The 17855-nt window shown below is 70.7% G+C and carries 18 protein-coding genes; 9 read left to right on the plus strand and 9 right to left on the minus strand.

What is annotated here, in order from left to right; all coding sequences use genetic code 11:
• The 3 genes from CA983_RS24795 to CA983_RS24805 form a co-directional block, all read left to right on the plus strand.
• On the plus strand, positions 1–1285 hold a 1285-nt coding region (locus CA983_RS24795; RefSeq protein ID WP_107500273.1), incomplete at its 5' end, for a S1C family serine protease.
• A 193-nt stretch (positions 1286–1478) separates the two neighbouring features.
• Complete coding sequence (locus CA983_RS24800) at positions 1479–1919, plus strand: sec-independent translocase (protein WP_086603087.1); 441 nt, start codon at positions 1479–1481, stop codon at positions 1917–1919.
• A gap of 234 nt (positions 1920–2153) precedes the next feature.
• Positions 2154–2825, plus strand: a complete 672-nt coding sequence (locus CA983_RS24805; RefSeq protein ID WP_208637029.1) for a hypothetical protein — start codon at positions 2154–2156, stop codon at positions 2823–2825.
• Between the two features lie 164 nt (positions 2826–2989).
• Here CA983_RS24805 and CA983_RS24810 read toward each other — a convergent pair whose 3' ends face one another.
• Genes CA983_RS24810 through CA983_RS24820 form a run of 3 tightly spaced genes read right to left on the minus strand, consistent with a single transcriptional unit; the run spans position 2990 to position 6042 of the window.
• A complete protein-coding gene (locus tag CA983_RS24810) occupies positions 2990–4123 on the minus strand; it encodes an Mrp/NBP35 family ATP-binding protein (RefSeq protein ID WP_086603088.1) in 1134 nt (377 codons plus the stop codon).
• A 43-nt stretch (positions 4124–4166) separates the two neighbouring features.
• Positions 4167–4766: a DUF1003 domain-containing protein gene (locus CA983_RS24815; RefSeq protein WP_086603089.1), complete on the minus strand. Its 600-nt coding sequence runs from the start codon at positions 4764–4766 to the stop codon at positions 4167–4169.
• A complete protein-coding gene (locus CA983_RS24820; RefSeq protein ID WP_086603090.1) occupies positions 4756–6042 on the minus strand; it encodes a magnesium transporter MgtE N-terminal domain-containing protein in 1287 nt (428 codons plus the stop codon). The genes CA983_RS24815 and CA983_RS24820 overlap by 11 nt, the downstream gene beginning before the upstream one ends.
• Before the next feature lie 225 nt (positions 6043–6267).
• Between CA983_RS24820 and CA983_RS24825 the strand changes: the two genes are divergently transcribed.
• Positions 6268–7023: a hypothetical protein gene (locus CA983_RS24825; protein ID WP_086603091.1), complete on the plus strand. Its 756-nt coding sequence runs from the start codon at positions 6268–6270 to the stop codon at positions 7021–7023.
• Between the two features lie 13 nt (positions 7024–7036).
• On the opposite strand, the gene CA983_RS24830 is transcribed toward CA983_RS24825, so the two are convergent.
• Both CA983_RS24830 and CA983_RS24835 read right to left on the minus strand, forming a co-directional pair.
• A complete protein-coding gene (locus CA983_RS24830; RefSeq protein ID WP_086603092.1) occupies positions 7037–7549 on the minus strand; it encodes a hypothetical protein in 513 nt (170 codons plus the stop codon).
• A gap of 23 nt (positions 7550–7572) precedes the next feature.
• Positions 7573–8685 carry a magnesium and cobalt transport protein CorA gene (locus CA983_RS24835; RefSeq protein ID WP_086603093.1) on the minus strand — a complete coding sequence of 371 codons (1113 nt, stop codon included), beginning with the start codon at positions 8683–8685 and terminating at the stop codon, positions 7573–7575.
• 460 nt (positions 8686–9145) lie between these two features.
• Between CA983_RS24835 and CA983_RS24840 the strand changes: the two genes are divergently transcribed.
• Positions 9146–9730: a suppressor of fused domain protein gene (locus CA983_RS24840; protein WP_086603094.1), complete on the plus strand. Its 585-nt coding sequence runs from the start codon at positions 9146–9148 to the stop codon at positions 9728–9730.
• A gap of 30 nt (positions 9731–9760) precedes the next feature.
• Here CA983_RS24840 and CA983_RS24845 read toward each other — a convergent pair whose 3' ends face one another.
• Positions 9761–10984, minus strand: a complete 1224-nt coding sequence (locus CA983_RS24845; protein ID WP_086603095.1) for an MFS transporter — start codon at positions 10982–10984, stop codon at positions 9761–9763.
• A gap of 158 nt (positions 10985–11142) precedes the next feature.
• Between CA983_RS24845 and CA983_RS24850 the strand changes: the two genes are divergently transcribed.
• The 3 genes from CA983_RS24850 (at position 11143) to CA983_RS24860 (ending at position 13496) form a co-directional block, all read left to right on the plus strand.
• Positions 11143–11784 carry a DUF6758 family protein gene (locus tag CA983_RS24850; RefSeq protein ID WP_086603096.1) on the plus strand — a complete coding sequence of 214 codons (642 nt, stop codon included), beginning with the start codon at positions 11143–11145 and terminating at the stop codon, positions 11782–11784.
• A 110-nt stretch (positions 11785–11894) separates the two neighbouring features.
• A complete protein-coding gene (locus CA983_RS24855) occupies positions 11895–12752 on the plus strand; it encodes a PHP domain-containing protein (RefSeq protein ID WP_086603097.1) in 858 nt (285 codons plus the stop codon).
• Positions 12753–12890: 138 nt separating this feature from the next.
• A complete protein-coding gene (locus tag CA983_RS24860) occupies positions 12891–13496 on the plus strand; it encodes a MarC family protein (RefSeq protein WP_086603098.1) in 606 nt (201 codons plus the stop codon).
• A gap of 12 nt (positions 13497–13508) precedes the next feature.
• Here the strand turns inward: CA983_RS24860 and CA983_RS24865 are convergent, their stop codons facing one another.
• Together CA983_RS24865 and CA983_RS24870 are read right to left on the minus strand one after the other, a co-directional pair.
• Positions 13509–15599, minus strand: a complete 2091-nt coding sequence (locus tag CA983_RS24865; protein WP_086603099.1) for a trypsin-like serine peptidase — start codon at positions 15597–15599, stop codon at positions 13509–13511.
• Between the two features lie 138 nt (positions 15600–15737).
• On the minus strand, positions 15738–15914 hold the full coding sequence (locus tag CA983_RS24870) for a hypothetical protein (RefSeq protein ID WP_167337993.1): 177 nt from the start codon (positions 15912–15914) through the stop codon (positions 15738–15740).
• Positions 15915–16118: 204 nt separating this feature from the next.
• Between CA983_RS24870 and CA983_RS24875 the strand changes: the two genes are divergently transcribed.
• Positions 16119–17012 (plus strand): NYN domain-containing protein, encoded by an 894-nt coding sequence (locus CA983_RS24875; RefSeq protein WP_086603100.1) that lies wholly within the window; start codon positions 16119–16121, stop codon positions 17010–17012.
• Here CA983_RS24875 and CA983_RS24880 read toward each other — a convergent pair.
• The coding region (locus tag CA983_RS24880; protein ID WP_244207091.1) for an alpha/beta fold hydrolase at positions 17009–17855 on the minus strand (847 nt) is incomplete at its 5' end. The genes CA983_RS24875 and CA983_RS24880 overlap by 4 nt on opposite strands.

Here is a 17855-nt window from a genome sequence, read left to right on the forward strand (position 1 = left end):
CCCCAGCGCCCCCACACCGCTGCCCGCTGTGGCTGTCCACGCCGACGCCCAGCCCTCGGCCCCCGCCCCCGATCCCTGGCAGCGCTACGACCCCTGGGCGGCTCCCGTGCCCCCTGGCGGCCACGGCCCTCTCCAGCAGAACGGTGCCGGGGTGCCCAGCACGGAGCAGCGGCGCCGACGGGGCAGGAAGGCGCTGGCCGGTGCCGCCGTGCTGCTCGCGCTCGTGTCCGGGGGCGTCGGCGGCGTCATGGGGACGTATCTGGAGCGGAACGGCGGCGTCGGGACGGTCGAGCTGCCCCAGGCCGGGCAGGAGCCCGCCGGGCGGGACGCGGACAGTGTGGCGGGGATCGCCGGGCGGGCCCTGCCCAGCGTGGTCACCCTGCATGTGAGCGGCTCCGGCGAGCAGGGCACGGGCACCGGCTTCGTGCTCGACACCCGCGGCCACATCCTCACCAACAACCACGTCGTGCAGTCCGCCGGATCCACCGGCGAGATCACGGTGACCTTCAACGGCGGGGAGACCGCCCAGGCCGAGCTCGTCGGCCGGGACAGCGGCTACGACCTCGCCGTCGTCAAGGTGAAGGGCGTGCGCGGACTCACCCCGCTGCCCCTCGGCAACTCGGACAACGTGCAGGTCGGCGACCCGGTCGTGGCGATCGGCGCGCCCTTCGACCTGGCCGGCACCGTCACCTCCGGCATCATCAGCGCCAAGCAGCGGCCCATCACGGCGGGAGGCGAGAAGGGCGACGGCAGCGACGTGTCGTACGTCGACGCGCTGCAGACCGACGCGCCCATCAACCCGGGCAACTCCGGCGGTCCCCTGCTCGACGCCAAGGCCCGGGTCATCGGCATCAACTCGGCCATCCGGTCGGCGGGCAGCGGCTCCGAGCCGGACAGCGGCCAGTCCGGCTCGATAGGCCTCGGCTTCGCCATACCCATCAACCAGGGCAAGCGCGTTGCCGAGGAACTGATCAACACCGGGAAGGCGACCCACCCGGTGATCGGCATCACGCTCGACATGGACTACACGGGCGACGGCGCCCGCGTCGCTGCCGAGGGCAGCGAGGGCGGACCCCCGGTGACCGTGGGCGGTCCGGGCGCCAAGGCCGGTATCAAGGCGGGCGACGTCATCACGGAGGTCGACGGGCAGCGCGTCCACTCCGGCGAGGAACTGATCGTCAAGACCCGTGCCCACCGCCCCGGCGACCGGCTGGAGCTGACCGTGGAGCGCGCCGGCAAGGAGCGGACGGTGTCGCTCGTCCTCGGCTCCTCCGGCGGCAGCTGAGTCGTGATGTCCGGGACTTACAAGGATGAAGAAGGCAAACATTCGGGAAAGCGCTCCCACTCCCCGCACTCGGAAGTCTCGGGACGGTACCGGTCAGACAGGATCGCCGGGTACCGTGGGTTCGGCCCGGACCACGGCAAGACCCGCATGACCACTGAGGGCCGAGGACCGAGGACATCGCAAGGAGCTTCAGGTGTTCAATGACATAGGACCACTCGAGCTGGTGACGATCATCGTCCTTGCCGTGCTCGTTTTCGGTCCGGACAAGCTCCCCAAGGTCATCCAGGACGTCACCCGCACGATCCGGAAGATCCGTGAGTTCTCGGAAAGCGCCAAGCAGGACATCCGGGAGGAACTGGGCCCGGAGTTCAAGGACTTCGAGTTCGAGGACCTCAACCCCAAGACGTTCATCCGCAAGCAGCTGGACAACGAGGACCTGGGGCTCAAGGAGATCCGCAACGGCTTCGACCTGAAGAAGGAGATGGCCGAGGTCACCGACGCCGTCCACGGCCGTGACTCCGACACGTCCTCCTCGTCGTCCTCCGGCTCGTCCGGCGGCCGTATCGACATGACGAAGAAGCCCGAGACCGCCGACCGGGACGACCGGCCGCCCTTCGACGCGGACGCCACCTGAACGACACACCGGGGCGTACGCCCCCGGCGTGCGTGACGCGTTTCATACTCCGGTCGGGCTGTGTACGGCCTGAACGAGGCGCCCGTGCGGCCCACGCGCCGGGCGGTTTCCCTGCTGCTCGCAGCGGTGTGGCTATGCTGCCGAGTTGATGGGCGGGCCGTACTGGAACAGCAGCGCCGCCCGAAGGGGGGCGGGCCGTTCCGGCCCGACGAGAGCGAGGAGGCGTCCGGGCATATGGAGACGACGAGTCGGGCAGTCGCACAGGCGCCGGCCGCGGAGGGCGGACAACAGGCCCCCTCCGCCCGGCCTACGGTCGACGGCTACCTGCGCGCGCCCTTCCCGTGGTACGGCCTCGACGAGGCGTTCACGGGGCCGCGCTGGCTGATGCAGGTCGGCACGACGGCCGACGGAGCCGTGGAACACGGGTCGATCGGGCACGGTGACGAGCCGACGTTGCGCAACGAGTTCGCCGCCGGGGGTGATCAGGAGGCCAAGGAGAAGTTCGCGGTCGTGGTGACCGTGGCGGCGAGTCCCTCACGGCGCAGTGCGGACGGCACGGGGTTGCTGGAGGCGACGTCGGTGTCCTCGGCGGCGTGGCTCGCGGGCGTGGGGCTGCTGTCCTTCACGTGGCCCGGGCAGATGGACCACTCCCTGCGGGACGACTGGCTGGAGCAGCAGACGGAGACGGCGTGGGTGCTGGCGGATGACCTGGACGGCTCCGACTGGTCGACGTTGTCGCTGCCGGTGGACGGTGTGCCGACGGCGTTCCACTACCGGGAGTCGGAGTTCGGGTGGGTGCTCGCCGGTTCCACCACGGCCGGGGTCCATGTCGGGGCGTACGGCAGGGGCATGAGTGCGTATGGGCTCGGCTTCGCCGTGGTCAAGGACATCGCCGCGTACGCGTGAGTTGTGGGGCGCCGGGTTCGGTTCGGCGCCCCTTCTCGGTTCGGCGCCCCTTCGCCGCAGGGGTTGCCGTGAGCGGGCGGGTGCGGGTCGTTCGTGGTTGCTCGCGCCCACGCGGCGGAGCCGCATATCGACACAGCCCCGCGCCCCTGAAAACCAGGGGCGTCCTAGAACTTGTTCCTCGGAGTGATCCCCAGGGACAGGCCCGACAGGCCCCGCTGTCGTCCTCCCAGCTTCCCCGAGATCGCCCGCAGGGCCGCGCCCGCCGGGGAGTCCGGGTCCGTCAGGACGACCGGCCTGCCCTCGTCGCCGCCCTCGCGGAGGCGGACGTCGATGGGGATGCTGCCGAGGACCGGGACGTTCGTGCCGGTCGTGCGGGTCAGGCCGTCGGCGACCGCCTGGCCGCCGCCCGTGCCGAAGACGTCGACCATCTCGCCGCAGTGCGGGCAGGGCAGGCCGGACATGTTCTCGACCACGCCGACGATCTTCTGGTGGGTCTGGACGGCGATGGAGCCGGCGCGCTCGGCGACCTCGGCAGCGGCCTGCTGCGGGGTCGTGACGACCAGGATCTCGGCGTTCGGGACCAGCTGGGCCACGGAGATCGCGATGTCGCCCGTGCCGGGCGGCAGGTCCAGCAGGAGGACGTCCAGGTCGCCCCAGTACACGTCCGCCAGGAACTGCTGGAGGGCGCGGTGCAGCATCGGGCCGCGCCAGACGACCGGGGTGTTGCCGGGCGTGAACATGCCGATGGAGATGACCTTCACGCCGTGCGCCGACGGCGGCATGATCATGTTCTCGACCTGGGTGGGACTGCCGTCGGCGCCCAGCATGCGCGGCACGCTGTGACCGTAGATGTCGGCGTCGACGACACCGACCTTCAGGCCGTCGGCCGCCATCGCCGCCGCCAGGTTCACCGTCACCGAGGACTTGCCCACGCCGCCCTTGCCGGAGGCGACCGCGTAGACGCGGGTCAGGCTCCCCGGCTTGGCGAAGGGGACCTCCCGCTCGGTCTGGCCGCCGCGCAGGGCGGACGCCAGCTCGCGGCGCTGCTCGTCGCTCATCACGTCGAGCGTGACGTCGACGCGGGTGACCCCCTCCACGCGGGAGACCGCCTCGGTCACACGCTGCGTGATCGTGTCCCGCATCGGGCAGCCCGAGACCGTCAGGTACACGGTGACCGCGACCGCCCCGTCCGCACCGATCTCCACCGATTTGACCATCCCGAGTTCGGTGATGGGCTTGTGGATCTCGGGGTCGTTCACCGTCGCCAGTGCCTCGCGCACCGCGTCTTCCGTAGCCATAGGGTCGATGGTACGGCGCCGTACCGTTGCGTAGGAAAGGTTGTCAGCGGTCGTCTGCGTCACGTCCCGGTGACCGTTCCGCCGGGAATACGACCGAGCCGTGACGGTGGCCGTTGTACCGCTCCTCCAGTTCCTTGACCACGTCCTGGAGTTCCGAGCGGAGCCAGTCGCGGGTGGCGACCTCGCCCAGGCCGATGCGCAGGGCCGCGACCTCGCGGGTCAGGTACTCGGTGTCCGCGATCGACCGCTCGTTCTGCTTGCGGTCCTGCTCCAGATTGACCCGGTCGCGGTCGTCCTGCCGGTTCTGCGCGAGCAGGATCAGCGGGGCGGCGTAGGAGGCCTGGAGCGACAGCATCAGGGTCAGGAAGATGAACGGGTACTCGTCGAAGCGCAGGTCGCGCGGGGCGAGGGTGTTCCAGGCCACCCACAGGATGATGGCGGCCGTCATCCAGACCAGGAACCGCCCGGTGCCGAGGAAGCGCGCGATGCGCTCCGAGAACCGTCCGAAGGCCTCCGGGTCGTACTCGGGCAGGATCCGGTGCTTGGGCACGCCCGGCTGGTCGAGGCGGGCGGTGCGCGGCCGGCCTGCCGCCGTCGAGCCGGACGGAATGCGCTCGCGCAGGGTCTCGCGCTCAGGAACCATCGGTCGCCACCTCCTCCTCGTCCAGGTGGAACTCGGTCTCCCGCCAGTCCTCCGGGAGCATGTGGTCGAGGACGTCGTCCACGGTCACCGCCCCCAGCAGTGAGCCTGCCTCGTCGACCACGGGCGCAGCGACCATGTCGTACGTGGCGAAGAACCCGGCGATGGCGGGCAGGTCCGCGTCGGGGTCGAGCGGTTGCAGGTCGCTGTCCACGATCGAGCTGACCAGGGTGGGTGGTGGCTCGCGCAGCAGGCGCTGGAAGTGGACCGTGCCGAGGTACTTGCCGGTCGGCGTCTCGTCCGGTGGCCGGCAGACGTACACCTGGGCGGCCAGGGCGGGGGAGAGGTCGGGGTTGCGCACGCGGGCGAGGGCGTCGGCGACGGTGGCGTCCGGGCGCAGCACGATCGGCTCGGTGGTCATCAGACCGCCGGCCGTGCGGTCCTCGTACGACATCAGGCGCCGCATGTCGGCCGCGTCGCCGGGCTGCATCAGGCTCAGCAGCCGCTCCTGCTCGTCCGTCGGCAGCTCGCCCAGCAGGTCGGCCGCGTCGTCGGGGTCCATGGCCTCCAGGACGTCGGCGGCGCGCTCCTGCTTCAGCTTGCCGAGGATCTCGATCTGGTCGTCCTCCGGGAGTTCCTCCAGCACGTCGGCCAGCCGGTCGTCGTCGAGGGCGGCGGCGACCTCGGCGCGGCGCTTGGGGGAGAGGTGGTGCAGGACGTTGGCCAGGTCGGCGGGGCGCAGCTGCTCGAACGTGGCGAGCAGGCTCTCGGCGCCCTGCCCCTGCTCCTCCAGCGAGAAGCCGGTCACGGCGGTCCACTCGACGGTCAGCGCCTCGCCCTTGGCGCGCCGGAAGGCACTTCCCTTCCGGCCCTTGCGGACGAAGACCCGGTCGATCTCCCACTCCCGGCGGGCCGGCAGCTGATGCACCGACAGGTCGAGGACGGTGACCTCCTCGCCGGTCTCGGTGAGCGTGACGCGCCGGTCCAGCAGCTCCCCGAAGACCAGCCGCTCGGTGGGCCGCTGCTCGAAGCGCCGGACGTTGAGCACGCCGGTGGTGATGACCTGCCCGGACTGGATGGCGGTGACCCGGGTCATCGGCAGGAAGATGCGGCGGCGGGTGGCGAGTTCGACGACGAGGCCGAGCAGCCTGGGCGGTCGCTGCCCCATCCGCAGCATGACGACCAGATCGCGGACACGCCCCACCTGGTCGCCGGCGGGGTCGAAGACGGCGACACCGGAGAGGTGCGATACGAAGATCCGGGGGGCGCCCGCTGCCATGGCCGCGGCTCCTTTTCGTACGGGGTGGTTCGTGGTCCCTGTCTGTGTGCCTGTCTTTGTCGCTGTGTCTTGCGAATTGCCCGCTCGGGTGGGCTTCAGGCTAGCCCGTCCCGATCGGGGCCGCGTCGGCGGGCGGTCCGGGCGGACTGGCTCCGACCTGCCCGCACGTGCCCGGTACCCTGCGGTACGCCGTTCAGGTCTCCCGTCAGAGAGGCAGCCCCACCTGTGACTCCGATTCGCCAGGGCCGCAATCACAGTGCCGCACTCGCGAGCGCGATCTGCGCACTGGCCGTGACCGGAACGGTGCTCACGGGCTGCGCGGAGGATCCGAACGAGGGCACCAACGGGGTCGGCAGACTGTCCGCCGAGAAGATCCAGGCCAAGACCCGTTCGGTCGCCGAGTCCGCCGGGGCGGTCCGGGTGCACGGGAACGTCGTCAGCGGCGAGCGCACGTACGCGCTCGACATGCGGCTGAAGGACGACGGCGGCGAGGGATCGGTCACCACCGAGGGGGCGACCTTCCGGCTGCTGCGCGTCGGCGAGCAGCTCTTCCTCAAGGCCGACGCGGAGTTCTGGAGTCACGGCGCGGGCCAGGGCGGGGACGGCGAGGCGGACGCCGCCGCGGCGTCCAAGCTCGGCGGCAAGTTCGTGAAGGTGCCGCAGGGCGACCCTTCGTACCAGAAGTTCAGCGGTTTCACGGACAAGGGTGTCCTCCTCGACGGTTTGCTGACCCTGCACGGCAAGCTCGCCACGGACGGCCACGACGAGCAGGCGGGCATCCGCACCATCCGCATCTCGGGCGACAAGGGCTCCGGCGGCACCCTGGAGGTGTCCCTGGAGGGCAAGCCGTATCCGCTGCGCCTGGAGCGGGCCGGTGGGGCGGGTACCCTCACGTTCTCCGCCTGGGGGCAGGACTTCTCCCTGAGGGAGCCGGAGAAGAACGAGACGGTGGACTACGGCAGGCAGCTGCCGACCTCGTAGGCCGTGCGGGCCGTCAGGTGCGTTTGCGCTTCTTCAGCAGCAGGCGGGGCAGACCCGCCGGAATCGGCCGGCGGGTGATCGCCGGGGTCGGCAGCGGCGGCTCGGACAGGGAGTCGTCGGGCAGCGGTGCCGTCGCCCCGGTCGGCTCCAGGCGCAGCACCCGGCACTCGCGGGCCCAGCGGTCGGTCATGGCCTCGCCGTCGGGCGCGTTCAGCCGCTTGCCCTTGAGCTCGGCGACCGCCGCGTCCCACGCCTCGGAGCCCGGTGCGAGCTGGGTGACCCGGGCCGTCCAGGAGACCAGCCGGCCCCCCTTGTCCTTGCTGCGGACCGTCACCCGGGCCTCGGACCCGTCGGCCAGACCCGGCAGCGGTTGCTCCCCGGGCCCGTCGCCGACCAGGCACGCGGCCCCCTCGTGCCACACGTGCCACAGCGCACGCGCCGGCCCGTCGGTGCCCTGGACCCAGACGAGGCCGGACTTCTTCGTGGCCTCCTCGACGAGGGCGCGGTCGAGCAGCTCGCTTGTCATGGCCCCCAGCCTATCCACGCCGTTCACAGCCAGCCGTTCCGCTTCAGCGTGCGATGGATGCCCAGGCAGATGACCACGGTGATGCCCATGATCACCGGGTAGCCGTACCGCCAGTGCAGCTCCGGCATGTGGTCGAAGTTCATGCCGTACACCCCGCACACCATCGTCGGCACGGCGATGATCGCGGCCCACGAGGTGATCTTCCGCATGTCCTCGTTCTGCGCCACGGACGCCTGCGCGAGGTTGGCCTGGAGGATGGAGTTGAGCAGCTCGTCGAAGCCGAGCACCTGCTCCTGCACGCGGGCCAGGTGGTCGGCGACGTCCCGGAAGTACTTCTGGATGTCCGGGTCGATCAGCCGCATCGGCCGCTCGCTCAGCAGCTGCATGGGCCGCAGCAGCGGCGACACGGCCCGCTTGAACTCCAGTACCTCGCGCTTGAGTTGGTAGATCCGTCCGGCGTCCGAGCCACGCGGCGAGCCCTTGCGGCCCGGGGAGAACACCTCGGTCTCGACCTCGTCGATGTCGTCCTGCACGGCGTCGGCGACCGCGATGTAGCCGTCGACGACGTGGTCGGCGATGGCGTGCAGCACCGCCGAGGGGCCCTTGGACAGCAGCTCGGGGTCGTCCTGGAGCCGGTGCCGCAGGGCCCGCAGGGAACCCTGTCCGCCGTGCCGGACGGTGATGAAGAAGTCCCGTCCGGTGAAGCACATGACCTCGCCGGTCTCGACGACCTCGCTGTTGGCGTCCAGCTGGTCGTGCTCCACGTAGTGGATGGTCTTGAACACCGTGAAGAGGGAGTCGTCGTAGCGCTCCAGCTTGGGCCGCTGGTGGGCCTGGACGGCGTCCTCCACGGCCAGCGGGTGCAGCCCGAACTCACTGGCGATGCCGGAGAATTCGGCCTCGGTCGGCTCGTGCAGGCCGATCCACACGAAGCCGCCGTCGCGGCGCACCAGGCGCACCGCCTCGTGCGGGGTCAGCGGGGTCTCGGTCTCGATGCGGCGGCCGTCCCGGTAGACGGCGCAGTCGACGACGGCGGAGGCCGTCGCCGGGCGGGTGGCGTCGTACGTCGCACCGTCCTTGCGCAGCGACACGAGGGACGGACGGACGACGGCGCGCAGGTCGCGGATCATCGACATGGCGGGCTCCTTCGCGACAGGCAACGAAAGGCGCTGCACCCGACAGGTGGAACTACCCGGAATGAGGACGTTGGGACCGATGATGTTTGGCACGTCCACAAAGCGGGGAGCACCGCACCGTCGCGGTGGCGAGTCTCGTTACTGATTCAGCTTCTGAGGCAGATCAGGCAAAGCGAAACGAAGCGCTCTTCCGCGGTGAGGCGAGTGCGAGAGGTGGCGACCAGCCAGAGCCAGAACAGCTACGTCAGCGGCGGGAAGAGCGTGGTGCTACTGCACGGTCGACTTCGGTCCATTGCAGTCCCACCTCCTCCGGCCGGTCCCTCGTAAGGGAGTTCCTTCGGCGTCGGGGCTTGATCGCGACGCTTCTGCGTGCTGCCCCGAACCACCGGGCAAGAGTAGCAGTCGCCCGACGTGTCAAGGCGCTTGTTTGCCCGCTACTGACGAGTTCTATGCTCGCCGCATGGCACATGTTCTTCCTCTGGTCGAAGCCCGGTTGCGCACCGCGCTGGGCGAACCGGACGCGCGCGCCGCGGTCACCTTCCTGGGCACGGACCGTATCGAGGTGCTCCGCTTCCAGGAGGGGGACATCGTCCGCTACGCCACGCTCGGCATGTCCGAGCACCCCATGACGGACCCCACGTCGGTGGTCGCCGACCCGGTCAAGGGGCCGCGCGCCGAGCTTGTCCTCTCGGTGCGTGCCGGGCTGGCCGACACCGACAAGGTGCTCCGCCCGCTCGCCGTACTCGCCGCGTCTCCGCAGGTGGAGGGACTGGTCGTGGCTCCGGGGGCCTCCCTCGACGTCGGCGGGCCGCTGTGGACCGGCGCTCCGTTCACCTCGGTCCTGGTCGCCGAGCCGGGCGGCCTGGTCGAGGACCTGGAGCTCGACGAGCCCCTGGACCCCGTGCGGTTCCTGCCGCTGCTGCCGATGACCCCGAACGAGGCCGCCTGGAAGCGCGTCCACGGCGCCCAGGCGCTCCAGGAGCGGTGGCTGAACCAGGGGACGGACCTCCGGGATCCGTCCCGGAAGTCCGTCCCGCTGGAGTGAGGAAGCTCACCAAACCCTGGCCGGAAGGCGTCAGTTGGCGAAGACGGTGACACTGTCCTCGGTCGCGTGCTCCGGCTCCAGCTCCTCGGCCTCCGCCGTGAGCGCCTTCCGCCGTACGACGACCACGAGCGCGCCCACGAGCGCGGTGACCGCCGCCACCACGAACGGGATGTGGAGGTCGGTCCACTCCTCGATCTTCGGCGCGAAGTACGGGGCAGCCGCCGCCGCGAACCAGCGCACGAAGTTGTAGCCCGCGCTCGCCACCGGCCGGGGCGCGTCCGAGACGCCGAGGGTCAGCTCGGTGTAGACGGTGTTGTTCACGCCGATGAAGGCGCCGGACAGGATCGTGCAGACCACGGCAGTCGTGTGGTCGCCGTAGCCGAGCACGAGCACGTCGGCCGCGAGCAGCACCAGCGAACCGCCGAGCACCTTCAGCGAGCCGAACCGCTTCTGGAGCCGGGGCGCCACGATCACCGAGAAGACGGCGAGCAGCACACCCCAGGCGAAGAACACCGCCCCCGACCGGTACGGGCTCATGTTCAGCACGAACGGCGTGAAGGCCAGCACGGTGAAGAACGTGTAGTTGTAGAAGAACGCCGAGACCGCCGCCGAGGCGAGGCCGCCGTGGCCCAGTGCCTTGACCGGGTCCAGGAGCGAGGTCTTGCGGGCCGGCTTGGGCTGCTCCTTCAGGAAAACGGCGATGCACAGGAAGCCGACCGCCATCAGGAACGCCGTACCGAAGAACGGGTAGCGCCAGCTGGCGTCCCCGAGCAGGGCGCCCAGCAGCGGGCCGCACGCCATACCGAGGCCGAGGGCCGACTCGTACAGCAGGATCGCCGCCGCGCTCCCGCCGGCCGCCGCGCCGACGATGACCGCGAGGGCCGTTGAGACGAACAGCGCGTTGCCGAGGCCCCAGCCGGCCCGGAACCCGACGAGTTCGCCGACGGATCCGGAGGTGCCCGCGAGCCCGGCGAACACCACGACGAACGCCAGGCCGAGCAGCAGTGTCCTGCGGCCGCCGATCCGGCTGGAGACGAAGCCGGTCACCAGCATCGCGACGGCGGTGATGAGGAAGTACGAGGTGAAGAGCAGGGAGACCTGGCTCGCCGTGGCATGCAGGCCCTGGGCGATGGACGGCAGGATCGGGTCGACCAGTCCGATGCCCATGAAGGCGACGACCGACGCCCCGGCGGTCGCCCACACGGACTTGGGCTGCTTCAGAAGGCCGCCCGCTCCGGCGTCGAAGGGGTCCATGGTTGCTCCCTTTCCCGAACGGAAATAGTTGGTATATGCACATACTAAGTTAGCTAGGCTAATTAATGCAAGCTACATCTAGTGTGGGAGTGAAGGGTTCCGTCCGGTTGGGTGATCGTCCTTGACGCGACGGGGCGGGGGTAGGACCGTGGGGCCCTATGAGGGGCGAACCCAGTTGCCCGAAGTGCGGTGGCCGGGTCAGGGCTCCCGGCCTCTTCTCCGACTCGTGGCAGTGCGATGTGCACGGCACCGTCCATCCGGTGCAGCCCGTGATACCGCCCAGCGTCGACGCCCTCAACGTCGTGGTGCACCGCACCCGCGTGCCGGTGTGGATGCCCTGGCCGCTGCCGGTGGGCTGGCTGTTCACGGGCGTGGCCTGCGCGGGGGACGACCGTACGGGTGGCCGCGCCACGGCCGTGGCCTGCACGGGGCCCGGCCCGCTCGGCGGGATGGGCGAGCTGATCCTGGTGGCGGAGGAGCTCGGCGTCGGACTCGGTGCGCGGTACGCGGGCATGGACGGTCCGGATCCGGGGCCGTACATCGACGTCGGGAAGCCGGCTCAGGCGAAGGTGCTGGCCGCGGGGCGTCCTACCCCGTTGTGGCACGTGTCCGGGGCGCCGGACGACCGGGCGGTGTTCGCGGGGGAGGCGCTCGGGATGTGGCTGTGGGCGGTCGTGTGGCCGGAGCAGTCCGGGTTGCTGATGTACGACGAGCTGGTGCTGGCGGATCTGCGGGATGCGGGTGCCGAGGTGGAGTTGGTGCCGTGCGGGGCGTTGTCGCCGCGGTTGCTTCAGCCGTAGGGCGTCATGTGTAGGGGGCGCTTCGCTGTTTCGGCTGTGACAGGAGTCGGCGAAAGTCCGGTTATCCTTGAGCAGCCCTGCTCGTCCCGTCCGTGTCTGGAGTCCGCGTCGTGCGCATCGACCTGCACACCCACTCCACCGCTTCCGACGGTACGGACGCTCCCGCCGAGCTGGTGCGGAAGGCCGCCGCTGCCGGGCTGGACGTCGTCGCGCTGACCGACCACGACACCACCCGTGGCCACGCCGAGGCGATCGCCGCGCTGCCCGAGGGCCTCACGCTGGTCACCGGAGCCGAGTTCTCCTGCCGGCTCGACGGCATCAGCATGCACATGCTGGCCTACCTCTTCGACGCCGAGGAGCCGGCGCTGCTCGCCGAGCGGGAGCTGGTCCGGGACGACCGGGTGCCCCGGGCGCAGGGCATGATCGCCAAGCTTCAGGAGCTGGGCGTGCCCGTGACCTGGGAGCAGGTGGCGCGGATCGCCGGTGACGGGTCCGTCGGGCGTCCGCACGTGGCGACCGCGCTCGTCGAGCTGGGCGTCGTGCCGACCGTCAGCGACGCCTTCACCCAGGACTGGCTGGCCGACGGCGGCCGGGCCTACGTGGAGAAGCACGAGACCGATCCGTTCGAGGCGATCCGGCTGATCAAGGGCGCGGGCGGGGTCGCGGTGTTCGCGCATCCCGGGGCGAGCAAGCGGGGGCGTACGGTGCCGGAGGCCGCGATCGCCGAGATGGCCGCGGCCGGGCTGGACGGCGTCGAGGTCGACCACATGGACCATGACCCGGACACGCGTGCGCGGCTGCGGGGGCTGGCGAAGGAGCTGGGGCTCCTGGTGACCGGGTCCAGTGACTATCACGGCAGCCGGAAGACGTGTGTGCTCGGGGAGTACACGACGGATCCCGAGGTGTACGGGGAGATCACGCGGCGGGCCTTCGGGGCGTTTCCGGTGCCCGGGGCCGGCGGGGTCTGAGCTTTCTCTCCTGTAGGTCCGTTGTCAGGTACCCGGCGTTGTCGGCTGTGCCCACTTGTTCCGCCATGCGGAGCGCCATTCCACAGCGGCGCGGACGCCGCTGCCCACCCTCAGTACTCCCGCAAGGCCATCACACTCATGTTCGACCTCGCCGTTTTCGGCTCCCTGTTCCTGACCCTCTTCGTCATCATGGATCCCCCCGGGATCACCCCGATCTTCCTCGCGCTCACCGCCGGACGGCCCGCCAAGGTGCAGAAGCGGATGGCCTTCCAGGCCGTCTGTGTCGCCGGTGGTGTGATCACCGTGTTCGGGTTGCTCGGGCATCAGATCCTGAACTACCTGCACGTGTCCGTGCCCGCGCTGATGATCGCGGGCGGGCTGCTGCTTCTGCTGATCGCGCTCGATCTGCTGACCGGCAAGACGGACGAGCCCAAGCAGACCAAGGACGTCAACGTCGCCCTCGTGCCGCTGGGCATGCCGCTGCTGGCCGGGCCGGGAGCGATCGTGTCGGTCATCCTCGCCGTGCAGAAGGCCCACACTGTCGCCACGCAGGTGTCCGTGTGGACGGCGATCCTCGCCATCCACGTCGTGCTGTGGCTGGTGATGCGCTACTCGCTGGTGATCATCCGGATCATCAAGGACGGCGGTGTGGTCCTGGTGACGCGGCTCGCGGGCATGATGCTGTCCGCCATCGCCGTGCAGCAGATCATCAACGGCGTCACGCAGGTGATCCAGGGCAGCTGAGGGGCCGCCGGGTCACGCAGTTTGGGTGAGTACCGTGCCGATCTCCCTGGCCGGTTTCTCGTGGGCGAGGTACTCCTCGATCTTGTGCGCGCGGTCCCGGCCGTTCTGGACGGCCAGCTGCGTGAGCTTGCCCCACCGCTCGTCCTCCAGGGGACAGCCGACGGCGACCGCGTCGGTGGGGCACCAGACGTTGACCCAGTCGCGCACCTTGGGCGGCCGGTGCGGGCCGCGGGCGAGGAGCCGCTCGTTGACCACGTCCAGCCCGAGCGGGCTGCCCGCGGTGACCAGCAGGACGGGGTCGAGGCCGTCCGGGAGCCGGGTCAGCAGGTCCATGCCGACGACCGTGCCCAGGCTGTGCGTGACCAGCACCAGTTCGCCGGTCGCGGGCATCGTCTCCAGGACGCTGTCCAGCACGGTCTGCCGCACGGAGCTGTCGCCGAGGTACAGGTCGACGTCCCTCAGGAACGTAGCGATCGTCCACTCGTCCAGGTCGGACCGGGCGGCGAGCCAGCTCAGCGGCCGGTGCAGCGCGCCGACCAGCCCCGCACCGAAGCCCTCCGTGGTCGCCGGCCCGTTCTGGGGCATGCCGGCCCGAGCGGCCGCCTCGTACAGCAGCTGCTCGTAGGAGCCGGCGGGTGATTCGGCGGCGAAGACCTCGGCGGCAGCGGCGGCGCTCACCTCGTCGAGTCCGACGGCCCGGGCCGTGCTCTCCCGGCCGCTCACGAGATCGGCCAGGCGCGTGCCGTAGAACGGGAACCACACGTCCTCCGGGTCGACCGTGGGCAGTGCCGCGAGCGTGAGGCCGCGGTTCAGGCCGGACGTCCAGCTCCGCCGGAGGTCGTCGGGTTCCTTGCTCTGCTGGTCCCTGCCGTGCAGGAAGACCAGGTGCTGACGGCCGCCGAAGGCGCTGCCGCGGGCCGGGCGTCCCTTCTTGGGGGTCCGCGCCCGGGTCTCGCTCTCGGTCATGGTCACCGTCACCGGCACGCCCGGGACCGACGGGGTCGTGATGCCGGGTACGGCCGGGGTGATTCTCTCCGGCTGGGGCGCGGGGGCGGCGCTGCTCTGGTCCAGCCCGGAGTCCGGGCCCATCTCGGCCAGCAGCGCCCGGCGCCCGGGATCGAGATCCAGCCGGGCCAGATGCTTCAGAATCGAACTGATGCGGACGCCCTCGTTGGCGACCCAGTCGATCGCGTCGTCGCCGTCGCCCCGGCTCCAGGGCCGGCCGTCCTTCCGCAGGACGCGGCCCTGGTCGTCCTTCTTCGGTACGCCGCTGTGGTGCAGGGCCACGACTTCCCACTGGTCGTTGAAGACGGGGGAGCCCGAGTTTCCGGGGCGGGTGTCGGTCCGGTAGTGGACGAAGTCGTCGAGCCGCACCAGCACCGCGTTGTCACGCAGCACGATCTCCTTGAGGCGCCCGTCCGGGTGACCGATGATGTTCACCCTCTCACCGAGCACCAGCTTGCCGATCTGCACGCTGAGCCGGTTCCAGCCGAAGACCTCGCCCGGCAGCCGGCCGTCCTGGGCGGGCGTGACCGCCACCAGGGCGAAGTCCAGCCGCCTGTCCGCGGCGAAGAAGGTCCCCGGGTCGAGCTCCATGCGGACGGCGGTGTCGGGGACGTTGTCGACCGTCACCTGGGCGTTGAACTCCGCGAAGCACCGGCGGGCGAAGCCCTCGTCGGGCAGCACGTGGTGGTTGGTCATCATCAGCCGCGGCGAGACCAGGAAGCCCGTGCCGTGCGGAAGCTCGCGGCCGTCGCGGCGCAGGGTGATCCGGGCGACCGTGGCCCCGGCCCTGACCCCGCGCGGCAGGAAGCTCCACGCCTGGAGCTCGTTCGACAGGTCGATGATGCGTTCGTTGGTGTGGGGCAGGTCCAGGGCCTCGCCATGGATGTCCGCCACCACCGCCGAGGGCGACAGACCGCCCCGGTCGAGGATCCGCTCGGCCCGCACGGCGAGCGCGTCCGGGTTGTCCGGGAACCGCACACCGGCCGCCATCCGGCCCTCGACGCGCTCGCGCTCCGCGGCGGAGTCCTCGTATCGCTGCGCTGCCTCGGCCACGGCCTGCTCGTGCAGTTCCTCGTTCGACCGGCCCGTCACGGACATGCGGTCCACCGTCCTGTTCTCGCTCTTCGCCGTCCCCCTCAGCCAGTACGCCCCCCACCAGGGAGGTCCGCAACAGCAGAAGCCCCCGCACGGCCGATGCCGTGCGGGGGCTTGCGAAGTGTGGGAGAGCGGCGCGCGTTACGAGGCCGTGGTCCCGGCCGGGCGGATCCAGAGGCGCTGCCCTGTGGCGGCGGCCTGCTGAACGATGCGGTTGACGGAGGCGGCGTCCACGACGGTCGTGTCCACGGGCGTGCCGTCGACGTCGTCGAGGTGCATGATTTCGAAGCGCAAGGGCTTCTCCCTTCGTCTGGTCATCCTCCTGAGGAGAACTACTCGGTGGCCGGCCCACGAGGCAGCGGTGCCCGGTGTTCCGTATGAGTCAACAGGACTGCACCGTTGAAACATTCCCTACGCTAAGGAAATTTTTCGAACGGCTAATTACCGAGCCGTAAGACTGTCGTTACGGGACCGATCGGCACCAGTTGTGTTCGCAGTGTGACGGCCGGGACAATGGAGACAATGAACGACGACCTCGCGGCCCTGAGCGCCCGCATCGACCGCACCAACGAGCTGCTCCAGCGCATGCTCGCCGAGGTGGCGAAGACGCCCTCGACCCACGCGATCTTCGTCGATGCCGGGTACCTCTACGCGGCCGCGGGACGGCTCGTCGCCGGCACGGAGGACCGCCGGGCCTTCGACCTGGACGCCGAGGGCCTGATCGACGCGCTCATCGATACGGCCCGCACGATCTTCGCGGACAGCAGGCTGCTGCGGGTCTACTGGTACGACGGCGCCCGGCGCCGCATCCACACGGCGGAGCAGCAGAGCATCGCGGAGCTGCCGGATGTGAAGGTGCGGCTGGGCAACCTGAACTCCAACAACCAGCAGAAGGGCGTCGACTCACTCATCCGCAGCGACCTGGAGTCCCTCGCCCGGCACCGCGCCATCAGCGACGCGGCCCTGCTGGGCGGCGACGAGGACCTGGTCTCGGCGGTGGAGGCCGCCCAGGGGTACGGCGCCCGCGTCCACCTCTGGGGCATCGAGGCGCCGGAGGGGCGCAACCAGGCGGAGCCCCTCCTGTGGGAGGTCGACAGCCAGCGCACCTTCGACCTCGACTTCTTCAAGCCCTACGTCTCCCGCCGCGCGGCCCCCGCCTACGAGACGACCGCGGGCCGCCCCACCCGTGAGGACGTGCGGTTCGTGGGCGCGCAGATCGCGGCGAAGTGGCTGGCGGCCCGCGGCCGGGACACGCTGGTCGAGCTGCTGCCCGGCCACCCCTACCTGCCCGGCTCGGTGGACCAGGACCTGCTCGTGGAGGCGGAGAGCCTGCTGCAGTACTCGCTGCGCGGACACGCGGACCTGCGGCGCGCACTGCGGGACGGCTTCTGGGACCACCTCCAGACGCAGTACTAGGCCATGTGGGTTCCGGCCGTGCGGGTCCCGTCCCAGAAGTCGGCGAGGGCGTGGGCGGTCGGCAGGGGCTGATCGGCGCCCGGGGAGTGCTCGGCTCCCGCGATGACCGTGCGGTGCGCGTTCAGCCGTACGGCCATGTCGTCGAGGATCGCCACCGGCCATGTGTCGTCATACGCGCCCGACAGGACGTGGAACGGCAGCGGCACGGCGGCGAGTTCGGCGACGCGATCCGGCTCGGTGCACAACTGGCGGCCCGTGGCGAGAAGTTGGGCGGGGCTGTGGCCCAGCCAGCGGCGGCGCAACTGCTCCGGATCGCCGGGGCCGCGGGCGGGCCCGCCGACCTCCTCCGGCGGTCCCATGGCCTGGATGGCCTCCCACACCTTCTCCATCGACAGCACGGCGAGCGCGTCCCGCAGCAGCTTCACGCGCTGCTGCTGGGAGACGGAGATCTGCGCCGGGCCGGACGACATCAGGGTGAGGGAGAGGAAGGGGGAGTGGTCGAGCAGCACGGCCGCACGGGCGATCTGTCCGCCGAGCGAGTGCCCGACGAGGTGCACGGGCACGCCGAGCGCCTCGGTCTGTGCGAGCACGTCCCGGGCCAGTTCCCGCTGGGCGTAGGCGGATTCGTCGTCCCGGGGCCCGTCCGACTCGTGCTGCCCCCGCCCGTCCACGGCGACGACCCGGTACCCCCGCTCCGCCAGCGGCTCGTGGAGCAGCCGGAAGTCCTCCTTGCTCCCGGTGAATCCGGGCAGCATCAGGACGACTCCCTTGACCTCCGCCCCCGCCTGAGGCGACGAGTCGACGACGGCGAACTCACCACGGGCTGTGCGCAGGGGATAGGCG

Origin of the sequence: Streptomyces swartbergensis, from assembly GCF_002148965.1 — a bacterium.
Lineage (GTDB): Bacteria > Actinomycetota > Actinomycetes > Streptomycetales > Streptomycetaceae > Streptomyces > Streptomyces swartbergensis.